This is a genomic window from Lichenicoccus roseus, assembly GCF_005844085.1.
Classification (GTDB): domain Bacteria; phylum Pseudomonadota; class Alphaproteobacteria; order Acetobacterales; family Acetobacteraceae; genus Lichenicoccus; species Lichenicoccus roseus.
The window spans coordinates 348,157-364,620 of the sequence record NZ_VCDI01000003.1 but is presented as its reverse complement, the minus strand read 5'-3'; the positions used below and the strand labels follow the sequence as shown (position 1 = coordinate 364,620).

Genomic DNA, 16,464 nt, shown 5'->3' with positions numbered 1-16,464 from the left:
GGCCTAGCCGCCAGGTGACGCCGCACCCGCCACCACCCGCGTCAGTATCATCGTCGCGGTGCCGAGCTTGGGATGCTCGAACACGATCCGGACCGGCAACGGCGGCGCACCCGCCACGATGCGGTTGACCCAGGCGCTGCCGTGTTGCGGCCGGTGCAGCGGCGCCTCGTCGTCGTTATGCAGGAAGCCCGCGACCTGCTGGGTGACGAAGTCGCAGCGCAGCGCAGTGCCGCCGTAGGTCGCGTCATGGTCCATCGGCACCGGCTGCTGGCCGGCCGTCCGGGCGTGGGCGCGGGTCAGGCGCAGCCCGTCGAAGATCAGGGCGTCGCCGTCGCAGCGGCCGGATCGCTGGACCCGCCGCACCAGGTCGGCGATGGCGCTGAGCGTGTCCACGCTGCCGTGGGCCGCGGCGATCGGCACCGGGTCGCGCCGGGTCTCCGGCGGGCTGAGCAGCGTCACGCTCGGATTGCCGTCCGGATAGTCGAGCTGCGTGCTGCGCTGCGCGCCGCGGGAGTAGCCGGCACTCTTGAAGCGGATGGGCTGCACGCCGTCACCGACGAAACGCCCGATCGCCGAACTGGTGACGTTGGTATTCAGCATGAAGCCGATCAGGCCGGCAGTGTGATCGTTCAACTGGACGCTGTAGGCGTCGGGCGTCAGCTGCATCTCGACGGTGACGTCCATGACGTGGAAGCCGTGTCCGTAGAGGGCATAGCTGAGGCGGATGGGAGAGGCGTGCACGCCCGCAACGGGGGCCGGGCCCGATGCGGTGTCGCGGGCAGGCGCGCAGGCCGGTGCGAGCACGACACCGGCCACGAGCAGGACGCCGGCCGCGAGCATCGCAGCCGGCCGGAGGAAGCAGCGTCTCATGGCGCGATGGTGGAGGGTCGGCCGGTCAAGTTCAAGCAATCGCAGGATCAGGCTGCCGACGGAGGCATCTTCGCCGCAGCGGCAGCCGGATCGTTCCGGATGAGGTATCACGGAATTGTTACAACTCAGACGCTGTCAGACTTCCCCACCGGTGCGGATGCAGTCGACCCAGTAATCAAGCATGACCCCATATTGTTGAACGAACCCTACCAGTAGCGCGGGCTAGCGGCCGCCAATGCAGGCATTAACGCAAGTATAACGTCGCCGTTTGGCGACCACCCCACAAGTGTCGGAGCCATCTGCGCGTTCAATTTCACGGAACACAGGTCTAGTGTGCGAACGACGATATCATCAGCGGCTGGCCACAGATCGGGAAGACCGAGATGCCACTGCAGCAAAGACCTGCACAGACAAGCCGGATCACACTAGAGGACAGGTTGCGCGAAGATCGCGCGGCCGAACGCCTCGCTCTGGACGCGAGGGCAACCGAAGCGGCCCGCGTCCCGGGCTTCGATGAACACGGCACCGAATCGCCGAACGAAGCCCTGAGGGTCGACCTGCCGTTCGACGATCGCCGGCTGGACGACCGCCGCTTCATGCGCACGGCGGGGGTGGCCGACAACATGGTGACCCTGCTGCCGGGGCCACTGCCGCGAGTTCTGCCGACGGGATCCTGGCTGCCGGAACTTGAACAGGCGGCATGGGCGCTCGGACAGTTGAAGTCCAAGGCCGACACCCTGCCCTCGGCACTTCGGCTGCACCAGCTGCACGCCCGGCGCGACGCCATCGCCGCAAGCCAGCTGGTCGGGACCAGCGCCACGCTCGCGATGCTGCTGGCCCGCGAGGCCGACCAGAGCCCCTCCCCGTCGCGCGACCTGCGACAGGCGGAAAATCACGTCGCCTACTATTTCAGCCTGCTGCAATCTCGCGACACCCAGGGCCGGTCGCTCGAGCCGACCATCGAGACGCTCTGCGGAATGCATCGCCGGCTGAACGAGCGCATCACCGCGCATGCCGGCATGTTGCGCAGCAAGCCGATCACGCTCGGCGGCTACCGGCTTGGGCCCTGGCGCGTGGTGCCGCCACCGCCGCAGGAGATCGCGGGCGCGCTGCAAGATCTTGAAAGCTTCCTGACCGGTGCGAAGTCCTTGCCGATGCTGGTGCGCGCGGCGCTGGCCTGCGCACAGGTCGAGGCGATCGCGCCGTTCGACGATGGCAACGACTTCATCACCTTCCTGCTGCCATCGGTGATCAGCCTGCACGCGGGATACCCGCCGCTGTTCCTGTCGGACATCTTCCTGGCAAACCGGGTGCGGTTCCGGGAGTGCCTGTCCTCGGCCCTTCTCGGCGGCGACTGGGACGCCTGGCTGACCTTCTTCCTGCAGGCGGTGGTCGAAAGCTGCGCCGCCGCCGAGCGCAGGATCGGCCATCTGACGCAGACCGCCGCCGCCTGGCATGCCCGACTCGCCCAGGTGCGCTCCGACAGCCAGGCGCATCGACTGGCGGAACTCGTGCTCGACCAGCCGGTGGTCACCGTCGGCCAGGCGCAGAGGATGCTGGGCGTATCGTTCCAGACCGCGAACACGGCGGTTCAGACCCTGGTGCGCCACGAGATCCTGGCGCAATACCAGCGTCACGACCGCAACCGGATCTTCCTGGCGCCGCGGATCGTGGCGATGTTCGAGGCCGCCGAGGCATAGGGCAGGCGCCGCATCCTGGTGCGGATGTTGCATCGCCGTGACGGACGCAACCAGAGCCGAAGTCCGACGATGCGCTGCAGCCTTCCCTGCCTGTCCACGCCACGGCCGGTCGCCGCCCTGTCCGACGAGTATCCGCAGGGACATCTCGATCCTCGCCACCGGCACGGCCGTGCCCAGCTGCTGTTCGCCGCCGCCGGGGTGATGATCGTCACCACCGATGCCGGCTCGTACGTGGTGCCGCCGCAGAAGGCACTTTGGCTGCCGGCCGGGGTCGAGCACGAGGTGCTGTGCCGCAGCGCCGTCTCGTTGCGCACGCTCTATGTCGAGGCCGATGCGGTGGCCGGCCTGCCGGTCTGTCCGCAGGTCATCGAGGTGTCCGGCCTGCTGCGCGCCCTCATCCTCGAAGCCATGACGCTCGATGCCGACTATGCGGTGGATGGCCGCGACGGGCGCATCATGCGCCTGATCCTCGACGAGATCGCCGAGGGACCGCGTGTCGGCCTGTTCCTGCCGATGCCGTCCGACGAGCGTCTGCTGCGGCTCTGCCGGCATGTGCTGACCCACCTGACCGCGCCCGGCGATCTCGATGCCTGGGCGGAGATCGCGCGCATGGGACGGCGCACGATGACGCGGCTGTTCCGGCTGCAGACCGGCATGAGCTTCGTCGCTTGGCGCCAACGGGCGCGGCTGGTGACGGCGTCGGCACGGCTTTCCGAGGGCTGCTCGGTGCTGCAGGCGGCGTGCGAGGTCGGCTATGACAGCCCCAGCGCCTTCACCGCCCTGTTCCAGCGCGAGCTCGGCACCACGCCCAGCGTCTACATCCGGCAGGCCAGGCGGCCGGCGCCGGGCGGCACCCCCGAGGGCGGCCTGCATTGCTGACCCGCCGGCGCGACCCGGCCAGGCTCAACCGGCCGGGAGCGGCATCAGGCGTCGGATCAGCGCCGCCACCTGGCGCGCGCCGGGGCCGCCTTCCGACAATCCGGCGAGCACGCGCCGCCTGTCCTCCGGCGAGTTTGCCTGCCCGAGCCTGACCTGGGTCTCGATCCGCTCGATGGCGATGGTGAAGCCGGCGATGTACTGCATCAGCCGCTCGGTGTACGGCACGATCTGGCCCGGCTCCCAGCCCGATCCGGCCGGCTCCAGCTCCCGCGACAGCCGCTCGACCATCGCGCGCAGGGCCTGCGGATCCTCGACCAGGGTCGCGGTGCCGTGCACATGCACGGCAACGTAGAGCCAGGTCGGCGCGCGCGGCCTGGTGCCGTACCAGCTCGGCGACACATGCGCCTGCGGCCCGAGGAAGGTGACCAGGCAGCGCGGATCGGTCGCCAAGCCGCGCCACTGCGGGTTGCGCCGGTCCACATGCCCGGTCAGGGTGCCCCCGGCACCGGCCGCCACGCCGGGCGGGTCGGCCAGGAACGGCAGGTGGCTCACCTCCGGCAGGCCGCCCGGCGTCACCGTCACCAGGCTGCCGGTGCGGATCTCCCCGATCAGCGCATAGGCGGTGGCGGCATCGTCGAGACGGTATTCGTCGGGAATGAACACCGCGCCGGCTCAGCCCCGCGCGAGGCCGCGTGGGTGCCGGACGATGCCGGCAAGCCAGTCGCCGCTTTCGCGAAAGGCGCGCGCGGCGGTCGGCGAGATCGACACCGCTTCGAGGAACGAGTGCAGCATGCCGTCATACTGTTCCGCGCGGACCGCGACGCCCGCTTCGCGCAGCGCCGCGGCAAGCGCCAGGTTCTCGTCGCGCAGCACGTCGCATTCGGCGATCGCCAGGAAGCAGGGCGGCAGGCCGTGCAGCCCGCCACGCAGCAAGGCCGCGCGCGGGTCCGCCCGGTCGGTCGCGTCCGGCAGGTAGCCGGCCCAGAAGTTGCGCATCTCCTCGCGGGTCAGGTTGAAGTCGGGGCCGTCATAGAGCCGGGTGGACGCGCCGGCGGCGTCCGGATCGACTGCGGCGTAGTTCAGCAGAAGCGCCTGCAGCGCGTCGGGCAGGCCGGTATCCCTGAGTGTAAGGGCGGCGGCCATGGCGAGGTTGGCTCCCGCCGAGTCGCCGCCGATCGCCAGCGGCAGGCCGGCTGTCGAGAAGCCGAACGCCGCTTCTCCGCCGCCGCCATGCAACAGCCGGAGCAGCGCGGCGACCTCGTCCAGCTGCCGGGGAAACACCGCCTCCGGGACCAGCGTATAGTCGATGCCGATCACCGTGAGACCGGTGCCGGCCGCGTATTCCCGCATCACCCGGTCGTGGGTGTCGAGCGAGAACAGCGTCCAGCCGCCGCCATGGACATAGACCAGGACACCGTCGTTGGCCGGGCGCGGCCGATGGACGCGCAGGCGCAGCGCCATGCCGTCATGTTCGAGGCTCAGGTCGCGGCTCTCGTGCATCGACGGTCCGCCGCTCGCCCACGGCGCACGGACCGCCTCGGCGACCGCGCGCGCCTCCGCGACCGGCAGGCTGTGCAGGGCCGGATGCCGCCCATAGGCAACGGCCAGCCCGTCGCGGAAGCGGATCATGTCGGGGGCAGGCTGCGCTGCGTGACGCACGGGGTCGGGCATGGTCTTCCGGTCGGGCTGTTTCGACAGGCTTAGCGCCCCCTCGTGCCGGCGTCGTGCGCGGTCGGGCCGTTCATCGTCTGGTCCGGGCCGAACCGCCGCCCTCGCGACGAAGCCACTTGCGAATGAGAACTGTTCTCAATTACACTGGGGCATGAGCAGCCTGTCTCCGGCGTTTCGCGCACTGCCCGGACGCCGCCCGCCGCATCCGGGCGGACCGGCGCGATTGGCCCGGTTGCTGCGATTTCCGGCCCGACCGCGCGCGACGTCCCGCGACCGCGCCAAACATAATCGTCGCCAGATGACCGTGAAGCGCATCCGATGAGCCGCCGTCCGACAGAAACCCTTTCGATGGGGATGGGTCGCCGCACCCTGCTGCTGGCCACGACCTGCCTGCTCGGCGTCCCGGCGGCTCGCGCAGCCGCCGACGCGGCCCTGTTGCAGGCGACCCGGGCCGCGCCGCCGCCGCCGCCGCCGGTGACGCCAAAACGTCCGGTGCGCCTCGAACGCTGGGGCCATGTGCGGGTCGACGAGTATGGCTGGCTGCGCGATCCCGACTGGTTCGCCCGGCTGCAGCATCCCGAGACCCTGCAACCCGGCATACGCGCGCATCTCGATGCCGAGAATGCCTACGCGGATGCGGTGCTGCAGCCGACCCTGGCGCTGCAGGCGGAGCTGCTGCGCGAAATGCAGGCGCGAACCGCCACCGGCGACAGCGAGCCGCCGGAGCCCGACGGGGACTGGCTGTACTGGTCGCAGACACGGCCCGGAGCCCAGCAGCCGGTCTACCTGCGACGCCGGCGTGGCGGCACCGGTCCCGGCCAGGTGCTGCTCGATGCCGACGCGGACGCGCATGGCCGCGCCTACTACCGGCTCTCGTCGCTGAAGCGCCCGGCGCACAGTCCGGACGGACGCTATTTCGCCTGGGCGGTGGATGTACGCGGCGACGAGCATTTCGAGCTGCATGTCATCGAGACCGCCACCGGTCGCGCGGCCTGCGTGCCGATCGCCGACTGCTACGGCGACTTCGTGTTCTCCACCGACAGCCGCTCGATCTTCTGGCTGCTGCGCGACGCGCACAGCCGCCCGACCAGGGTATTCCGTCGCCCGCTATCGGGTGGCCCGGACCGGCTGGTGTACGAGGAGCACGATCCGGCGTTCTTCGTGACGCTGTCACGCACCGCGTCGAACGGCTACGTGCTGATCACCGCGCTGAACGCGACCGCCTCCGAGATCAGGGTCATCGCCGCAGCCGACCAGGCCGCCCTGCCCCGCCTGATCGAGCCGCGCAGCCCCGGACTGGTCTATGCCCTCGACCATTGGGGCGACCGCTTCGTCATCCGCACCAATGCCGACGGCGCGGTCGACAACAAGCTGATGCTCGCCGGCATCGACCGGCCGGGCCGGGCGTACTGGCGGGAGCTGGTGCCGTACCGGCCCGGCCGCGCGATCACCGACATGCGCGCCTTTGGCGGCCACCTCGCCTGGATCGAATGGATCGACGCCAACCCGGTGCTGCTGACCATGGACCGCACCGGAGGCGCGCGCCGGCAGGCCGGTTGCGACGACGCCGCCTACGCGCTCGGCCTCGATCCGGATGCCGCCTACGACAGCACGCTGGTGCGCTTCTCGTGCCAGTCGCCACGCCGTCCGGTGCAGTGGGAAACCCTCGACATGGCGAGCGGCGCGCGTGGAGTGGTCTGGCGGCAGGCGGTCGCCGGCGTCGATCCGCGCAACTACGTGGTCGAGCGCATCGACGTCGCGGCCGCGGACGGCGTGCGGGTGCCGGTGTCGCTGCTGCGGCATCGCGACACCGCCCGGGACGGCCATGCGCCACTGATGCTGTACGGCTATGGCGCGTACGGCTTCAACCTGCCGGCCGACTTCTCGGTGCCGGACCTGTCGCTCGCCGACCGCGGCTGGATGGTCGCGATCGCGCATGTGCGTGGCGGCGCCGAACGCGGCATGGCCTGGAACACGCAGACGCTGACCACCGGCAAGCATCGCACGATCTCCGACTTCGTCGATTGTGCCGCATATCTCGCCGAGGCCGGCTATACCGCCGCCGGACGCATCGTCGGGCACAGCTTCTCCGCCGGCGGCATCATGATCGGCGGCGCGATCAACCTGCGGCCGGAGCTTTTCGCCGGCGCCATCGGCCAGGTGCCGTTCGTCGACGTCCTCAACACCATGCAGGACAGCAGCAACCCGCTGGTCGCCTCTGCGCGGCCGATATGGGGCGATCCCGACGATCGCACGATGTTCGAGAGCATGGCGGAGTTTTCCCCCTACGAGACCGTCCGCCGGGCTCCGTATCCGGCGGTGCTGGCGACCGCCGGCCTGCTCGACGACCGCGTCGGCTACTGGGAAGCCGCCAAATGGGTGGCACGCCTGCGCGATCGCTCCACCGGCCACCGCCCGGTCATGCTGCTGACCAACATGCATGCCGGCCATCAGGGCGATGCCGGCGCCGACGACCTGCTGCGGCAGCGCGCATTGTTCGCCGCCTTCGCCATCCGCGCGGCATCCGATGCCTGGCGTTGAGCAAGGTGCGGCGGCATGACGATGCGCCGGCTGCTGTTCGTGTCGCACCGCTATCTCGGCCTGGCCGCCGCGATCTTCCTGCTGATCGCCGCAACCACCGGCTGCCTGCTGGTGTTCCGCGCCGGGCTCGACGCGGCCCTCAACCCGGAGCTGTTCCGCGTCCCGTCACGCCCGGTGCAGCCGCCGCTGGCGCTGGTGCGCTTCGAGCAGCGGGCGCATCCCGACTGGCACGTCGCCGGCTTTCCGCTGCGCACCGCGCCCGGCGAGGCCTTCTGCATCCACCTGGCACCGGCCGGCCCGGATGCGCACGACCAGATCTTCGTCGATCCGGCGGACGGCGCCGTGGTCGGCGCCCGTACCAGCGCGGCAGGACTGGGCCGGCGCAACCTGTTCCAGGCCATCTACCTGCTGCACTACACGCTGCTCGCGGGCACCCCCGGCCGCTGGCTCATGGGTGTGGCGGCGCTTGCCTGGCTGCTGCTGGCGCTGCTCGGCATCTGCATCACCTGGCCACGGCGGCCTCCCTGGTGGCGCACCTGGGCGCCGGCATGGCGCAGTACCGGTCCAGCACTGGCGCGCCGGCCGCTGCCGGAACTGCATCGCGTCGGCGGCCTGTGGCTGCTCGGGCCGCTGGCGATCCTGGCCTACACGTCGGTGGCGATGAATTTCTACGACGAGGCGTTCCGCCCGATCGTCGAGACGCTGTCGCCGCCGCGACCATCGCCGTTCGATCGCCCCGCCGCCTCGTTGCCGGCGGCCGGCCCCGCGATCGGCTTCGCGCGTGCCGAGCAGGCGGCGGTGGCGGCAGCGTCGCGGCGTACGCCCGGTCTGGCGCCGGTCGAGATCGCCGATGATCCCGCACGCGGCTTCTACGAAGTCGGCTTCGCTCCCGGCGGCAGCACGCTCTACGAGGGCTTCGGCCGCGTCACCTACTCGATCGACCGTCGCGATGGCGACGTCGCCTGGATCGACCAGCCGCGCCTGGATGGCGCGGGGCGGCTGGTGCTTCGCTCGCTCTACCCGCTGCATAGCGGCCAGGTCTTCGGCCTGCCGACACGCCTGCTGGTCCTGCTGCTCGGCCTGGCGACCACCGGCCTCGCGGTGACCGGCTTCCTGCCCTGGTGGCGCCGGCTCCGCGGCCGCCGGCCGGCTGCCGCCGCGCGCGCGAACGAGCGCCCGACCCCAACCCAAGGAGATTGCTGAATGCGCCCAAGGCTGCGGTGGCCGCTGCGTCACACCCTCATGCTCTCGTCGGCGGCCTGCCTGACCAGCGGCCTGCTCGCGCCGCAGCCGGCCTGCGCGCAGGCAACGCAGGCGGCCGCACCGGTCGCCGTCCAGCCGGCGTCGGGGCAGGTTGGCGCCGAAGGCAGCGAGAAGCCGCCCGAGATCGTCTCGGTGATCGGTCATCGCAACCGGCGCAACGGCTTCGTGCCGAAGGATTCCAACGCCGCCACCAAGACCGACACGCCGCTGATCGACACGCCGCAGGCGGTCTCGGTGGTGACCCGCGCGCAGCTCGACCAGCAGAACGCGCGCACGCTCGGCGAAGCGCTGCGCTACACCTCGGGCATCGCCAGCGAGAACCGCGGCTTCTCGACGCGCTATGACCAGATCAGCATACGCGGCTTCAACGCGGTCGACGGCATCGACGAGTTCCTCGACGAGCTCAAGCTGTTCAACGGCGCATTCTACGCCACCCAGCAGATCGACCCCTACCTGCTCGAGCGCGTCGACGTGCTGAAGGGGCCGCCCTCGGTGCTGTACGGCCAGGCGAGCCCGGGCGGCGTCGTCGACCTCACTTCGAAGCTGCCGGTGGCGGATCCCATCCACATGCTGTCGTTCGAAAGCGGCACCTTCGGCTACGTGCGCGGCACCGGCGATTTCGGCGGCGCGCTGGACCAGTCCGGCCAGTTCCTGTACCGTCTGGCCGCGACCGGCTTCACCTCCGGCTCGCAGGACCGGCACACCACTTCGGACCGCTATGCGGTGACGCCGTCGATCTCCTGGCTGCCGGACGACCGAACCACGCTCACCATCAATGCGTTCTACCAGCACGATCCGCAGGGTGGCGGCTACGGCACCGTACCGCTGCAGGGCACTATTTTGCCCAATCCGAACGGCCCGATCCCGAACGATGTCTATATCGGCGACACCGGCTTCGAGAAGTTCGACCGCAGCCAGACATCGATCGGCTACCAGTTCACCCATCATTTCGACGACCAGTGGAGCGTGCGTTCGGTCGCGCGCTACGCCAATGTCGGCAGCGCCTACGAGCAGGTCTATGGCGGCGGCAGCCTGGAGGCGGACGACCGGACGCTCGCCCGCAACACCGCCGCCTCGAAAGAGCATTTCGACACCATCACGCTCGAGGAGCAGGTGCTGGGCCATTTCGATACCGGGCCGCTGCATCACAGCCTGCTGGTGGGCGCGAACTGGCAGGACCTGCGCGACAGCTATGATTTCCTGTTCGGCCAGGCGCCGCCGATCGACATCTACGCACCGAACAACAACCAGGTCATTCCGGCGCCGGCGCTGACCACCAACGAAAGCGTCGGCACCAGCCAGGAGGCGACGTTCGCCGAGGACCAGATCGCCCTGGGGCGGCTGCATCTGCAGATCGGCGCACGCGAGGACTGGTCCGACATCTCGACGCGCAACCAGATCACCCCGGCGTCGAGCTTCGACCAGTTCGACCGCGCCTTCACCTGGCGCGGCGGCATCCTGTACGCCTTCCCGGTCGGCCTCTCGCCCTATTTCAACTACGCGCAGTCGTTCCAGCCGGCGAACTCGGTGGATTTCTTCGGCAACCCGTTCAAGCCGACCAAGGGCGAGCAGTACGAGGTCGGGCTCAAGTACCAGCCGCGCAACATCGACGCGTTCCTGACCGCGGCGCTGTTCCACCTCACCGAGACGCATGTGCTGGTGGCCGATCCCAACCCGGCACACCTGTTCGCCAGCGTGCAGACCGGCGCCATACGCTCGCAGGGCATCGAGCTCGAGGCGCACGCCAACCTGACCAGGCGCCTCAACGTCATCGCCTCCTGGACCTACCAGGATGTCGCCTACGAGGGCGATAGCGGCGTGCTTTCCGGCAAGCGGCCGACGCAGATCCCGGCGCAATATGCATCGGTGTGGGCGCACTACGATATCGGCGACGGACGCCTGCGCGGCTTAGGGCTCGGCGCCGGCGTGCGCTACAACGGCAACACCCTGGCCGACCAGACGGTCGAGACGGTCACGCCGAACACCACGCTGGTGGATGCGCAGATCCAGTACGCGCTGGCCGGCCTGCTGCCGTCGCTGAAGGGCGCGGTCGCGCAGATCACCGCGCAGAACCTGCTCGACAAGCGCTACATCTCGAGCTGCTACTCGGCCTCGTTCGGCTGCTTCTTCGGCGCCGGGCGCAACGTGATCGGACGCCTCACCTACAAGTGGTGAGGCGTCAGCGCAGCCCGTCGCAGAACACGCTCATGCGCGCGCAGGCTTCCAGCAGCGTGTCGTCGTCGGCGGCGACACTGAGGCGCAGGTACGGGCTCATGCCGAAGGCGCCGCCCTGCACCACGGCCACATGCTGCTCCTCGATCAGCGCAAGCGCGAAATCCTCGTCGGTCTCGATAAGACGGCCGCCGGCGCTGGTGCGGCCGATGCAGGCCGCAATCCCCGGATAGGCATAGAACGCGCCGTGCGGCATCGCGCAGGTTATGCCGCGCATGGCGCGCAGCGCGGAGACAACCAGGTTGCGCCGGCGCCGGTAGGTCACCCGCATCACCTGGACCAGCTCGGCGCCGCCCTCCAGCGCCGCCACCGCGGCAGCCTGGCTGATCGTGCTCGCACCGGACGTGGCGTTGCTCTGGATGGTGGTCATGGCGCGTATCAGCGGCGCCGGGCCGCCGCCATAGCCGATGCGCCAGCCGGTCATGGCGTAGCTCTTCGACACCCCACCGATGGTGAGGATGCGGTCGCGCAGGTGCGGCGCCACCGCGGCCAGCGAGGCGTGCGCCGGGCCGTCATAGATCAGGTGCTCGTAGATCTCGTCGCACAGCACCCATATCTCGGGATGGCGCTCCAGCACGGAAGCGTAGGCCCTCAGCTGCTCGTGCGAGCAGGTCGCGCCGGTCGGGTTGTTCGGAAAATTCAGGATCACCCACTTTGTTCGCGGCGTGATCGCAGCTTCCAGCGCCTCGGGGGTCAGGCTGAAATCCAGTGCCTCAGGGCATTCCGGGTGCACCGGAACGCCACCGAGCAGCTGCGTGATGACCGGGTAGCTGGCCCAGTACGGCGCCGGGATCACCACCTCGTCGCCCGGCTCGAGCGTCGCCATCAGGGCATTGAACAGGATCTGCTTGCCGCCGTTGCCGACCATGACCTCGCTGTCGGTGAATTCGAGGCCGTTCTCGCGCGCGAACTTGCCGCGCACCGCCGCCTTCAGCGCCGCGGTGCCGTCGATCGGCGGATACTTGGTATGGCCCGCCAGCGCCGCGTCGTGGGCGGCGTCGATGGCGTCCGGCGGCGTCGCGAAATCCGGCTCGCCGAGCGCCAGCGAGATCACCCGGTAGCCGTTCGCCCGCAACGCCCGCGCGCGGATCGACATGCCGATCGTCGCCGGCATCTGCAGGGTGGCGAGCCGCGAGGCGAGTGCCGGCATGCCGGGTTGCCTACTCCAGTCCGGAACAGAAGCGCTGGATGCGCGTGCATGCCTCGCGCAGGCTGTCGGTGTCGGTGGCGTAGCTGACCCGGAAATGGCCCGGGAACATGAAGGCGGCGCCGTGCACGGTGGCAACGCCCTCCTCCTCCAGCAGCGCGGTGACGAAGTCCGCGTCGTTGCCGATCGTGGCACCCGCACGGCTGGTCTTGCCGATGCAGCCCTGCATCGAGGGATACACGTAGAACGCACCCTCCGGCTTGTGGCAGGTGATCCCGGCCGCCCGGTTCAGCATGTCGACCACGAGGTCGCGCCGCTCCTGGTAGGTCGCGACCATGCCGCCGATGAAATCCTGCGGCCCGCTCAGCGCCTCCAGCGCCGCCGCCTGGCTGATCGAGCTGGTGTTCGACGTCGACTGGCTCTGCAGCTTGTCCATCGCGCGGATCAGCGTCACCGGCGCGCCGGCATAGCCGATGCGCCAGCCTGTCATCGCATACGCCTTCGAGCAGCCGTTCATGGTCACCGTGCGGTCGCGCAGCCGCGGCTCGACCTGCACGATGGTGGCCGGCCTGAAATCGCCATAGACCAGCTTGTCGTAGATGTCGTCGGTGAAGATCCAGACGTCCGGATGGCGCAGCAGCACGTCGCAGATCGGCCGCAGCTCCTCGGCGGAATAGGCCGCGCCGGTCGGGTTGTTCGGGCTGTTCAGGAAGAACCACTTGGTGCGTGGCGTGATCGCCGCTTCCAGATCCTCGGCGCGCAGCTTGAAGCCGGAGTTCGGACCGCACGGGACGATCACCGGGGTGCCGTCAGCCAGCGCCACGATATCGGGGTACGACACCCAGCAGGGCGACGGGATGATCGCCTCGTCGCCGGCATCCAGCGTCGCCACCATGGCGTTGTAGATGACCTGCTTGCCGCCGGTGGAGACGATGATCTCCTCGGGCCTGTAGTCGAGCCCGGAGTCGATGCGGAAGCGCTCGGCGATCGCCCGCTTCAGCGCCGGCGTGCCGGAGACATCGGTATACTTGGTCTGGCCCTGCTCGATCGCACGGATAGCCGCCTGCTTGACGTTCTCGGGGGTATCGAAGTCCGGCTCGCCGGCGGACAGGCTGATGATGTCGCGGCCGGCTGCCTTCAGCGCCCGCGCCTTGCTGGAGATCGCGATGGTCTGGCTCGGGCTGATCTTGTTGAGGCGGGCGGCGATGAGATCCATGGATCCGGTCCGGTGCTGCGGCTGGAGCACCCTACGCTAGATCATAACAGCCGGCGGCGAAACCGGATCGGCCCTTGCATGGAGTTGCACGGTTCTGCATGATGATGCCGGTTTGCCGGGGGATTTGTGGTGGTCGAGACGACATGGTCGATGCCGGACGAGCGTCAGCGGCACATTCTGGAACACCTATCCCGCTCGGGGCGGGTCATGGCGATCGATCTGGCCCGCAGGTTCGGAGTTTCCGAGGACACCGCACGGCGAGACCTGCGCGACCTCGCCGCCGCCGGGCTGTGCCGCCGCGTCTACGGCGGCGCGTTGCCGCTCTCCCCCGCCACCGGCACGCTGCGCCAGCGTGAAACTGAGCAGGTCTCGCGCAAGGCGGCACTCGGCCAGGCGGCTGCCGACCTGCTGGCAAAGGTGATCCAGCCGCATCAGGTGCTGTTCCTCGATGCCGGATCCACCAATGTCGCGGTGGCGCGGGCGCTGTCGCAGGAACTCCGGATCACCGTGGTGGCGCACGCGCCGCGGGTGGCCGCCGCCCTGGCCGACGCTGCCGGCATCGAGCTGGTCATGATCGGCGGACGCGTGGATCCCCGATCCGGCGCGGCGCTCGGCATCCGGGCGCTGCGGGACCTCGCGGCGATCCGCATCGACGTCGCGCTGCTCGGCGCCTGTGCGATCGATGCGGCCGCCGGTCTGGCCGCCTTCCACCTCGAGGATGCCGAATTCAAGCGCGCCGCGGCGCAGGATGCGGCGATGGTGCTGAGCACGGCGACCAGCGGGAAACTCGGCACCGGTGCGCCGTTCGCCGTCCTGCCGGCCAGCCGTCTCGCGCATCTCGTCGTCGAGGCGGATGCTCCCGCAACGCTGCTCGAGCCGTTCGTGGCGCTCGGCATCGCGATCCATCGCGCCGGCGCCGCCACATGACCCGCATCGCCGACGCGGCCCTGCGCCGTCATCCCGCCGGTGCCGAGCAGCGCGCCACCAGGCTGGTCTTCTTCGTCACCGGCTTCGCGAGCGCAGCCTGGGCGGCGCTGGTGCCGTTCGCCAAGGCGCGTGCCGGGCTCACCGACGGCACCCTCGGCCTGCTGCTGCTCTGCCTGGGCATCGGCTCGATCGTCACCATGCCACTGTCCGGCGCCGCCACCGCGCGGTTCGGCTGCCGCCGGGTGATCGTCGCCACCGGTATCGCCGCCCTGCTCGCCCTGCCGCTGCTTGCCACGATCTCGTCGCTCTGGGTTCTGGTGCCGGCCCTGATGCTGTTCGGCGCCGGCATCGGCGGCCTGGACGTCGCGATGAACATCCAGGCCATCATCGTCGAGCGCGCCAGCGGACGGTCGATGATGTCCGGCTTCCACGGCCTGTTCAGTCTCGGCGGCATGGCCGGCGCCGGCGGCATGGCGCTGCTGCTGACCGTCGGCCTGGCGCCGCTGCAGGCGACGTTGGCGGTATCGCTGGTCATGGCCGCGGCCCTGGCGCTGTCCGCCTCCAGCCTGCTGCCGTACGGCGCCCGTAGCGACGGTCCGGCCTTCGCCCTGCCGCACGGCATCGTGCTGTTCATCGGGCTGCTCTGCTTCGTGCTGTTCCTGGCGGAGGGCGCGGTGCTCGACTGGAGTGCCGTGTTCCTCACCGCGATCGACCATATCGCCCGCGCCCGTGCCGGGCTCGGCTACGCCGCCTTCGCAGCGACGATGACCATCGGACGGCTCTCGGGCGATCGCATCGTGGATGCGCTGGGACCCCGGCGGGTGGTGCTGGTCGGCGGCCTGTGCGCGGCGAGCGGCTTCCTGCTCGCCGTCCTGGCATCGTCCTGGCCGGTCGGCCTGCTCGGTTTCGCGCTGATCGGGGTAGGCTGCGCCAACATCGTGCCGGTGCTGTTCAGCGCGGTCGGCCGGCAGACCGTCATGCCGGAACCGGTCGCGGTGCCGGCGATCACCACCCTTGGCTATGCCGGGATCCTCGTCGGGCCCGCCGGGATCGGCCTGGTCGCGCATGTGGGCAGCCTGCCGGTGGCGTTCCTGGTCCTGGCCCTGATGCTGGTCGCCGTCTCGCTCTGCGGCCGCCTGCTCTGACGACGGGCTCAGGCGCCGAAGTCGGTCGAGCGGGACAGCGTCTCCCATTGCCGGATCTCGGCTGCCATCTGCTCCAGCTTCTGCGCCACGACCTGCAACGCATCCGCGCCGAGGAACAACCTGGTCGGCGGGTTCGCGCATTGCACCAGCTGCAGCAGGACCTGCGCCGCCCTGTCGGGATCGCCCGGCTGGTTGCCGCTCTTGGCCTGCCGCGCCGCCCGGATCGGGTCCATCACCGCGTCGTAGGCGGCAATGCTGCGCCCGGTGCGATCCATCGAGCGACCGGCCCAGTCGGTGCGGAACTGCCCGGGTGCGAGTGCCGTGACATGGATGCCGAAGCTGGCGACTTCCTTGCCGAGCGCCTCCGAGATGCCCTCGAGCGCGAACTTGCTGCCGCAGTAGAAACTGATCCCCGGCATGGTGATGAAGCCGCCCATCGAGGTGACGTTGAAGATATGGCCGCGACGACGCTCGCGCATGCCGGGCAGCACGGCCTGCATCATCGCGACCGGGCCGAACACGTTGGCGGCGAATTGTCGTTGCAGGTCGTCGATCGACGACTCCTCCAGGATCCCTTCGTGCCCGTAGCCGGCATTGTTGACCAGGACATCGATCGGGCCCGCCTCACCTTCGGCTTGGCGGACGGCTTCCGCGACCGATGCGTAGTGGGTGACGTCGAGCAGGAGCGGGAACGCGCGCGCCGTCGCACCGAAGGCGAGCGCATCCTCGGGGCGGCGTACCGTGCCGATGACGCGATGGCCTGCCGCCAGTGCGCCGTCGGCAAAGGCTCGGCCGAGGCCGGAGCTGACGCCGGTTATGAGGAAGGTCCTGGTATCCGTCATCGCGCTGTCCTAAGCATGTTGTCCTTATTCT

13 protein-coding genes are annotated in these 16,464 nt (G+C 69.8%); 7 read left to right on the top strand and 6 right to left on the bottom strand.

Translation table 11 applies throughout. The annotated features are described in order from the left end of the window. Nucleotides 1–3 precede the first annotated feature (3 nt). A complete protein-coding gene (locus FE263_RS10960; protein WP_138326027.1) occupies nt 4–870 on the bottom strand; it encodes a DUF3108 domain-containing protein in 867 nt (288 codons plus the stop codon). 437 nt (nt 871–1,307) lie between these two features. Here FE263_RS10960 and FE263_RS10955 point away from each other — a divergent pair, with 437 nt between their 5' ends. Both FE263_RS10955 and FE263_RS10950 read left to right on the top strand, forming a co-directional pair. Next, nucleotides 1,308–2,570 (top strand): Fic family protein, encoded by a 1,263-nt coding sequence (locus FE263_RS10955; protein WP_171034047.1) that lies wholly within the window; start codon nt 1,308–1,310, stop codon nt 2,568–2,570. A gap of 69 nt (nt 2,571–2,639) precedes the next feature. Next, nucleotides 2,640–3,449 (top strand): AraC family transcriptional regulator, encoded by an 810-nt coding sequence (locus tag FE263_RS10950; RefSeq protein ID WP_138326025.1) that lies wholly within the window; start codon nt 2,640–2,642, stop codon nt 3,447–3,449. A gap of 24 nt (nt 3,450–3,473) precedes the next feature. Here FE263_RS10950 and FE263_RS10945 read toward each other — a convergent pair whose 3' ends face one another. Beyond that, nucleotides 3,474–4,112 carry an FMN-binding negative transcriptional regulator gene (locus tag FE263_RS10945; RefSeq protein WP_138326024.1) on the bottom strand — a complete coding sequence of 213 codons (639 nt, stop codon included), beginning with the start codon at nt 4,110–4,112 and terminating at the stop codon, nt 3,474–3,476. A 9-nt stretch (nt 4,113–4,121) separates the two neighbouring features. Beyond that, on the bottom strand, nt 4,122–5,120 hold the full coding sequence (locus FE263_RS10940) for an alpha/beta hydrolase fold domain-containing protein (RefSeq protein WP_138326023.1): 999 nt from the start codon (nt 5,118–5,120) through the stop codon (nt 4,122–4,124). 318 nt (nt 5,121–5,438) lie between these two features. On the opposite strand from FE263_RS10940, the gene FE263_RS10935 reads away from it, so the two are divergent. From FE263_RS10935 to FE263_RS10925, 3 genes are read left to right on the top strand one after another with little or no spacing between them, the layout of a single operon-like run. Then, a complete protein-coding gene (locus tag FE263_RS10935) occupies nt 5,439–7,661 on the top strand; it encodes a S9 family peptidase (RefSeq protein WP_138326022.1) in 2,223 nt (740 codons plus the stop codon). Nucleotides 7,662–7,676: 15 nt separating this feature from the next. After that, on the top strand, nt 7,677–8,864 hold the full coding sequence (locus tag FE263_RS10930; RefSeq protein ID WP_138326021.1) for a PepSY-associated TM helix domain-containing protein: 1,188 nt from the start codon (nt 7,677–7,679) through the stop codon (nt 8,862–8,864). Further along, nucleotides 8,865–11,099 carry a TonB-dependent siderophore receptor gene (locus FE263_RS10925; RefSeq protein WP_138326020.1) on the top strand — a complete coding sequence of 745 codons (2,235 nt, stop codon included), beginning with the start codon at nt 8,865–8,867 and terminating at the stop codon, nt 11,097–11,099. Nucleotides 11,100–11,103: 4 nt separating this feature from the next. Here FE263_RS10925 and FE263_RS10920 read toward each other — a convergent pair whose 3' ends face one another. Continuing rightward, nucleotides 11,104–12,306 (bottom strand): pyridoxal phosphate-dependent aminotransferase, encoded by a 1,203-nt coding sequence (locus FE263_RS10920; protein ID WP_138326019.1) that lies wholly within the window; start codon nt 12,304–12,306, stop codon nt 11,104–11,106. 10 nt (nt 12,307–12,316) lie between these two features. After that, nucleotides 12,317–13,519 (bottom strand): pyridoxal phosphate-dependent aminotransferase, encoded by a 1,203-nt coding sequence (locus FE263_RS10915; RefSeq protein ID WP_138326018.1) that lies wholly within the window; start codon nt 13,517–13,519, stop codon nt 12,317–12,319. Between the two features lie 150 nt (nt 13,520–13,669). Between FE263_RS10915 and FE263_RS10910 the strand changes: the two genes are divergently transcribed. Both FE263_RS10910 and FE263_RS10905 read left to right on the top strand, forming a co-directional pair. Further along, a complete protein-coding gene (locus tag FE263_RS10910) occupies nt 13,670–14,446 on the top strand; it encodes a DeoR/GlpR family DNA-binding transcription regulator (protein WP_276611185.1) in 777 nt (258 codons plus the stop codon). Further along, complete coding sequence (locus FE263_RS10905; protein ID WP_138326016.1) at nt 14,443–15,591, top strand: MFS transporter; 1,149 nt, start codon at nt 14,443–14,445, stop codon at nt 15,589–15,591. Before FE263_RS10910 ends, FE263_RS10905 begins: the two co-directional genes overlap by 4 nt. An 8-nt stretch (nt 15,592–15,599) precedes the next feature. Here FE263_RS10905 and FE263_RS10900 read toward each other — a convergent pair whose 3' ends face one another. Continuing rightward, nucleotides 15,600–16,433: an oxidoreductase gene (locus tag FE263_RS10900; RefSeq protein ID WP_138326015.1), complete on the bottom strand. Its 834-nt coding sequence runs from the start codon at nt 16,431–16,433 to the stop codon at nt 15,600–15,602. Between the last annotated feature and the right edge of the window lie 31 nt (nt 16,434–16,464).

Excerpts from the sequence above, each read along its gene's own strand:
- FE263_RS10925 (WP_138326020.1), top strand. The coding sequence starts at position 8,865 with ATGCGCCCAAGGCTGCGGTGGCCGCTGCGTCACACCCTCATGCTCTCG.
- FE263_RS10930 (WP_138326021.1), top strand. The coding sequence starts at position 7,677 with ATGACGATGCGCCGGCTGCTGTTCGTGTCGCACCGCTATCTCGGCCTG.
- FE263_RS10910 (WP_276611185.1), top strand. The coding sequence starts at position 13,670 with ATGCCGGACGAGCGTCAGCGGCACATTCTGGAACACCTATCCCGCTCG.
- FE263_RS10935 (WP_138326022.1), top strand. The coding sequence starts at position 5,439 with ATGAGCCGCCGTCCGACAGAAACCCTTTCGATGGGGATGGGTCGCCGC.
- FE263_RS10950 (WP_138326025.1), top strand. The coding sequence starts at position 2,640 with ATGCGCTGCAGCCTTCCCTGCCTGTCCACGCCACGGCCGGTCGCCGCC.
- FE263_RS10915 (WP_138326018.1), bottom strand. The coding sequence starts at position 13,519 with ATGGATCTCATCGCCGCCCGCCTCAACAAGATCAGCCCGAGCCAGACC.
- FE263_RS10940 (WP_138326023.1), bottom strand. The coding sequence starts at position 5,120 with ATGCCCGACCCCGTGCGTCACGCAGCGCAGCCTGCCCCCGACATGATC.
- FE263_RS10960 (WP_138326027.1), bottom strand. The coding sequence starts at position 870 with ATGAGACGCTGCTTCCTCCGGCCGGCTGCGATGCTCGCGGCCGGCGTC.
- FE263_RS10920 (WP_138326019.1), bottom strand. The coding sequence starts at position 12,306 with ATGCCGGCACTCGCCTCGCGGCTCGCCACCCTGCAGATGCCGGCGACG.
- FE263_RS10905 (WP_138326016.1), top strand. The coding sequence starts at position 14,443 with ATGACCCGCATCGCCGACGCGGCCCTGCGCCGTCATCCCGCCGGTGCC.
- FE263_RS10900 (WP_138326015.1), bottom strand. The coding sequence starts at position 16,433 with ATGACGGATACCAGGACCTTCCTCATAACCGGCGTCAGCTCCGGCCTC.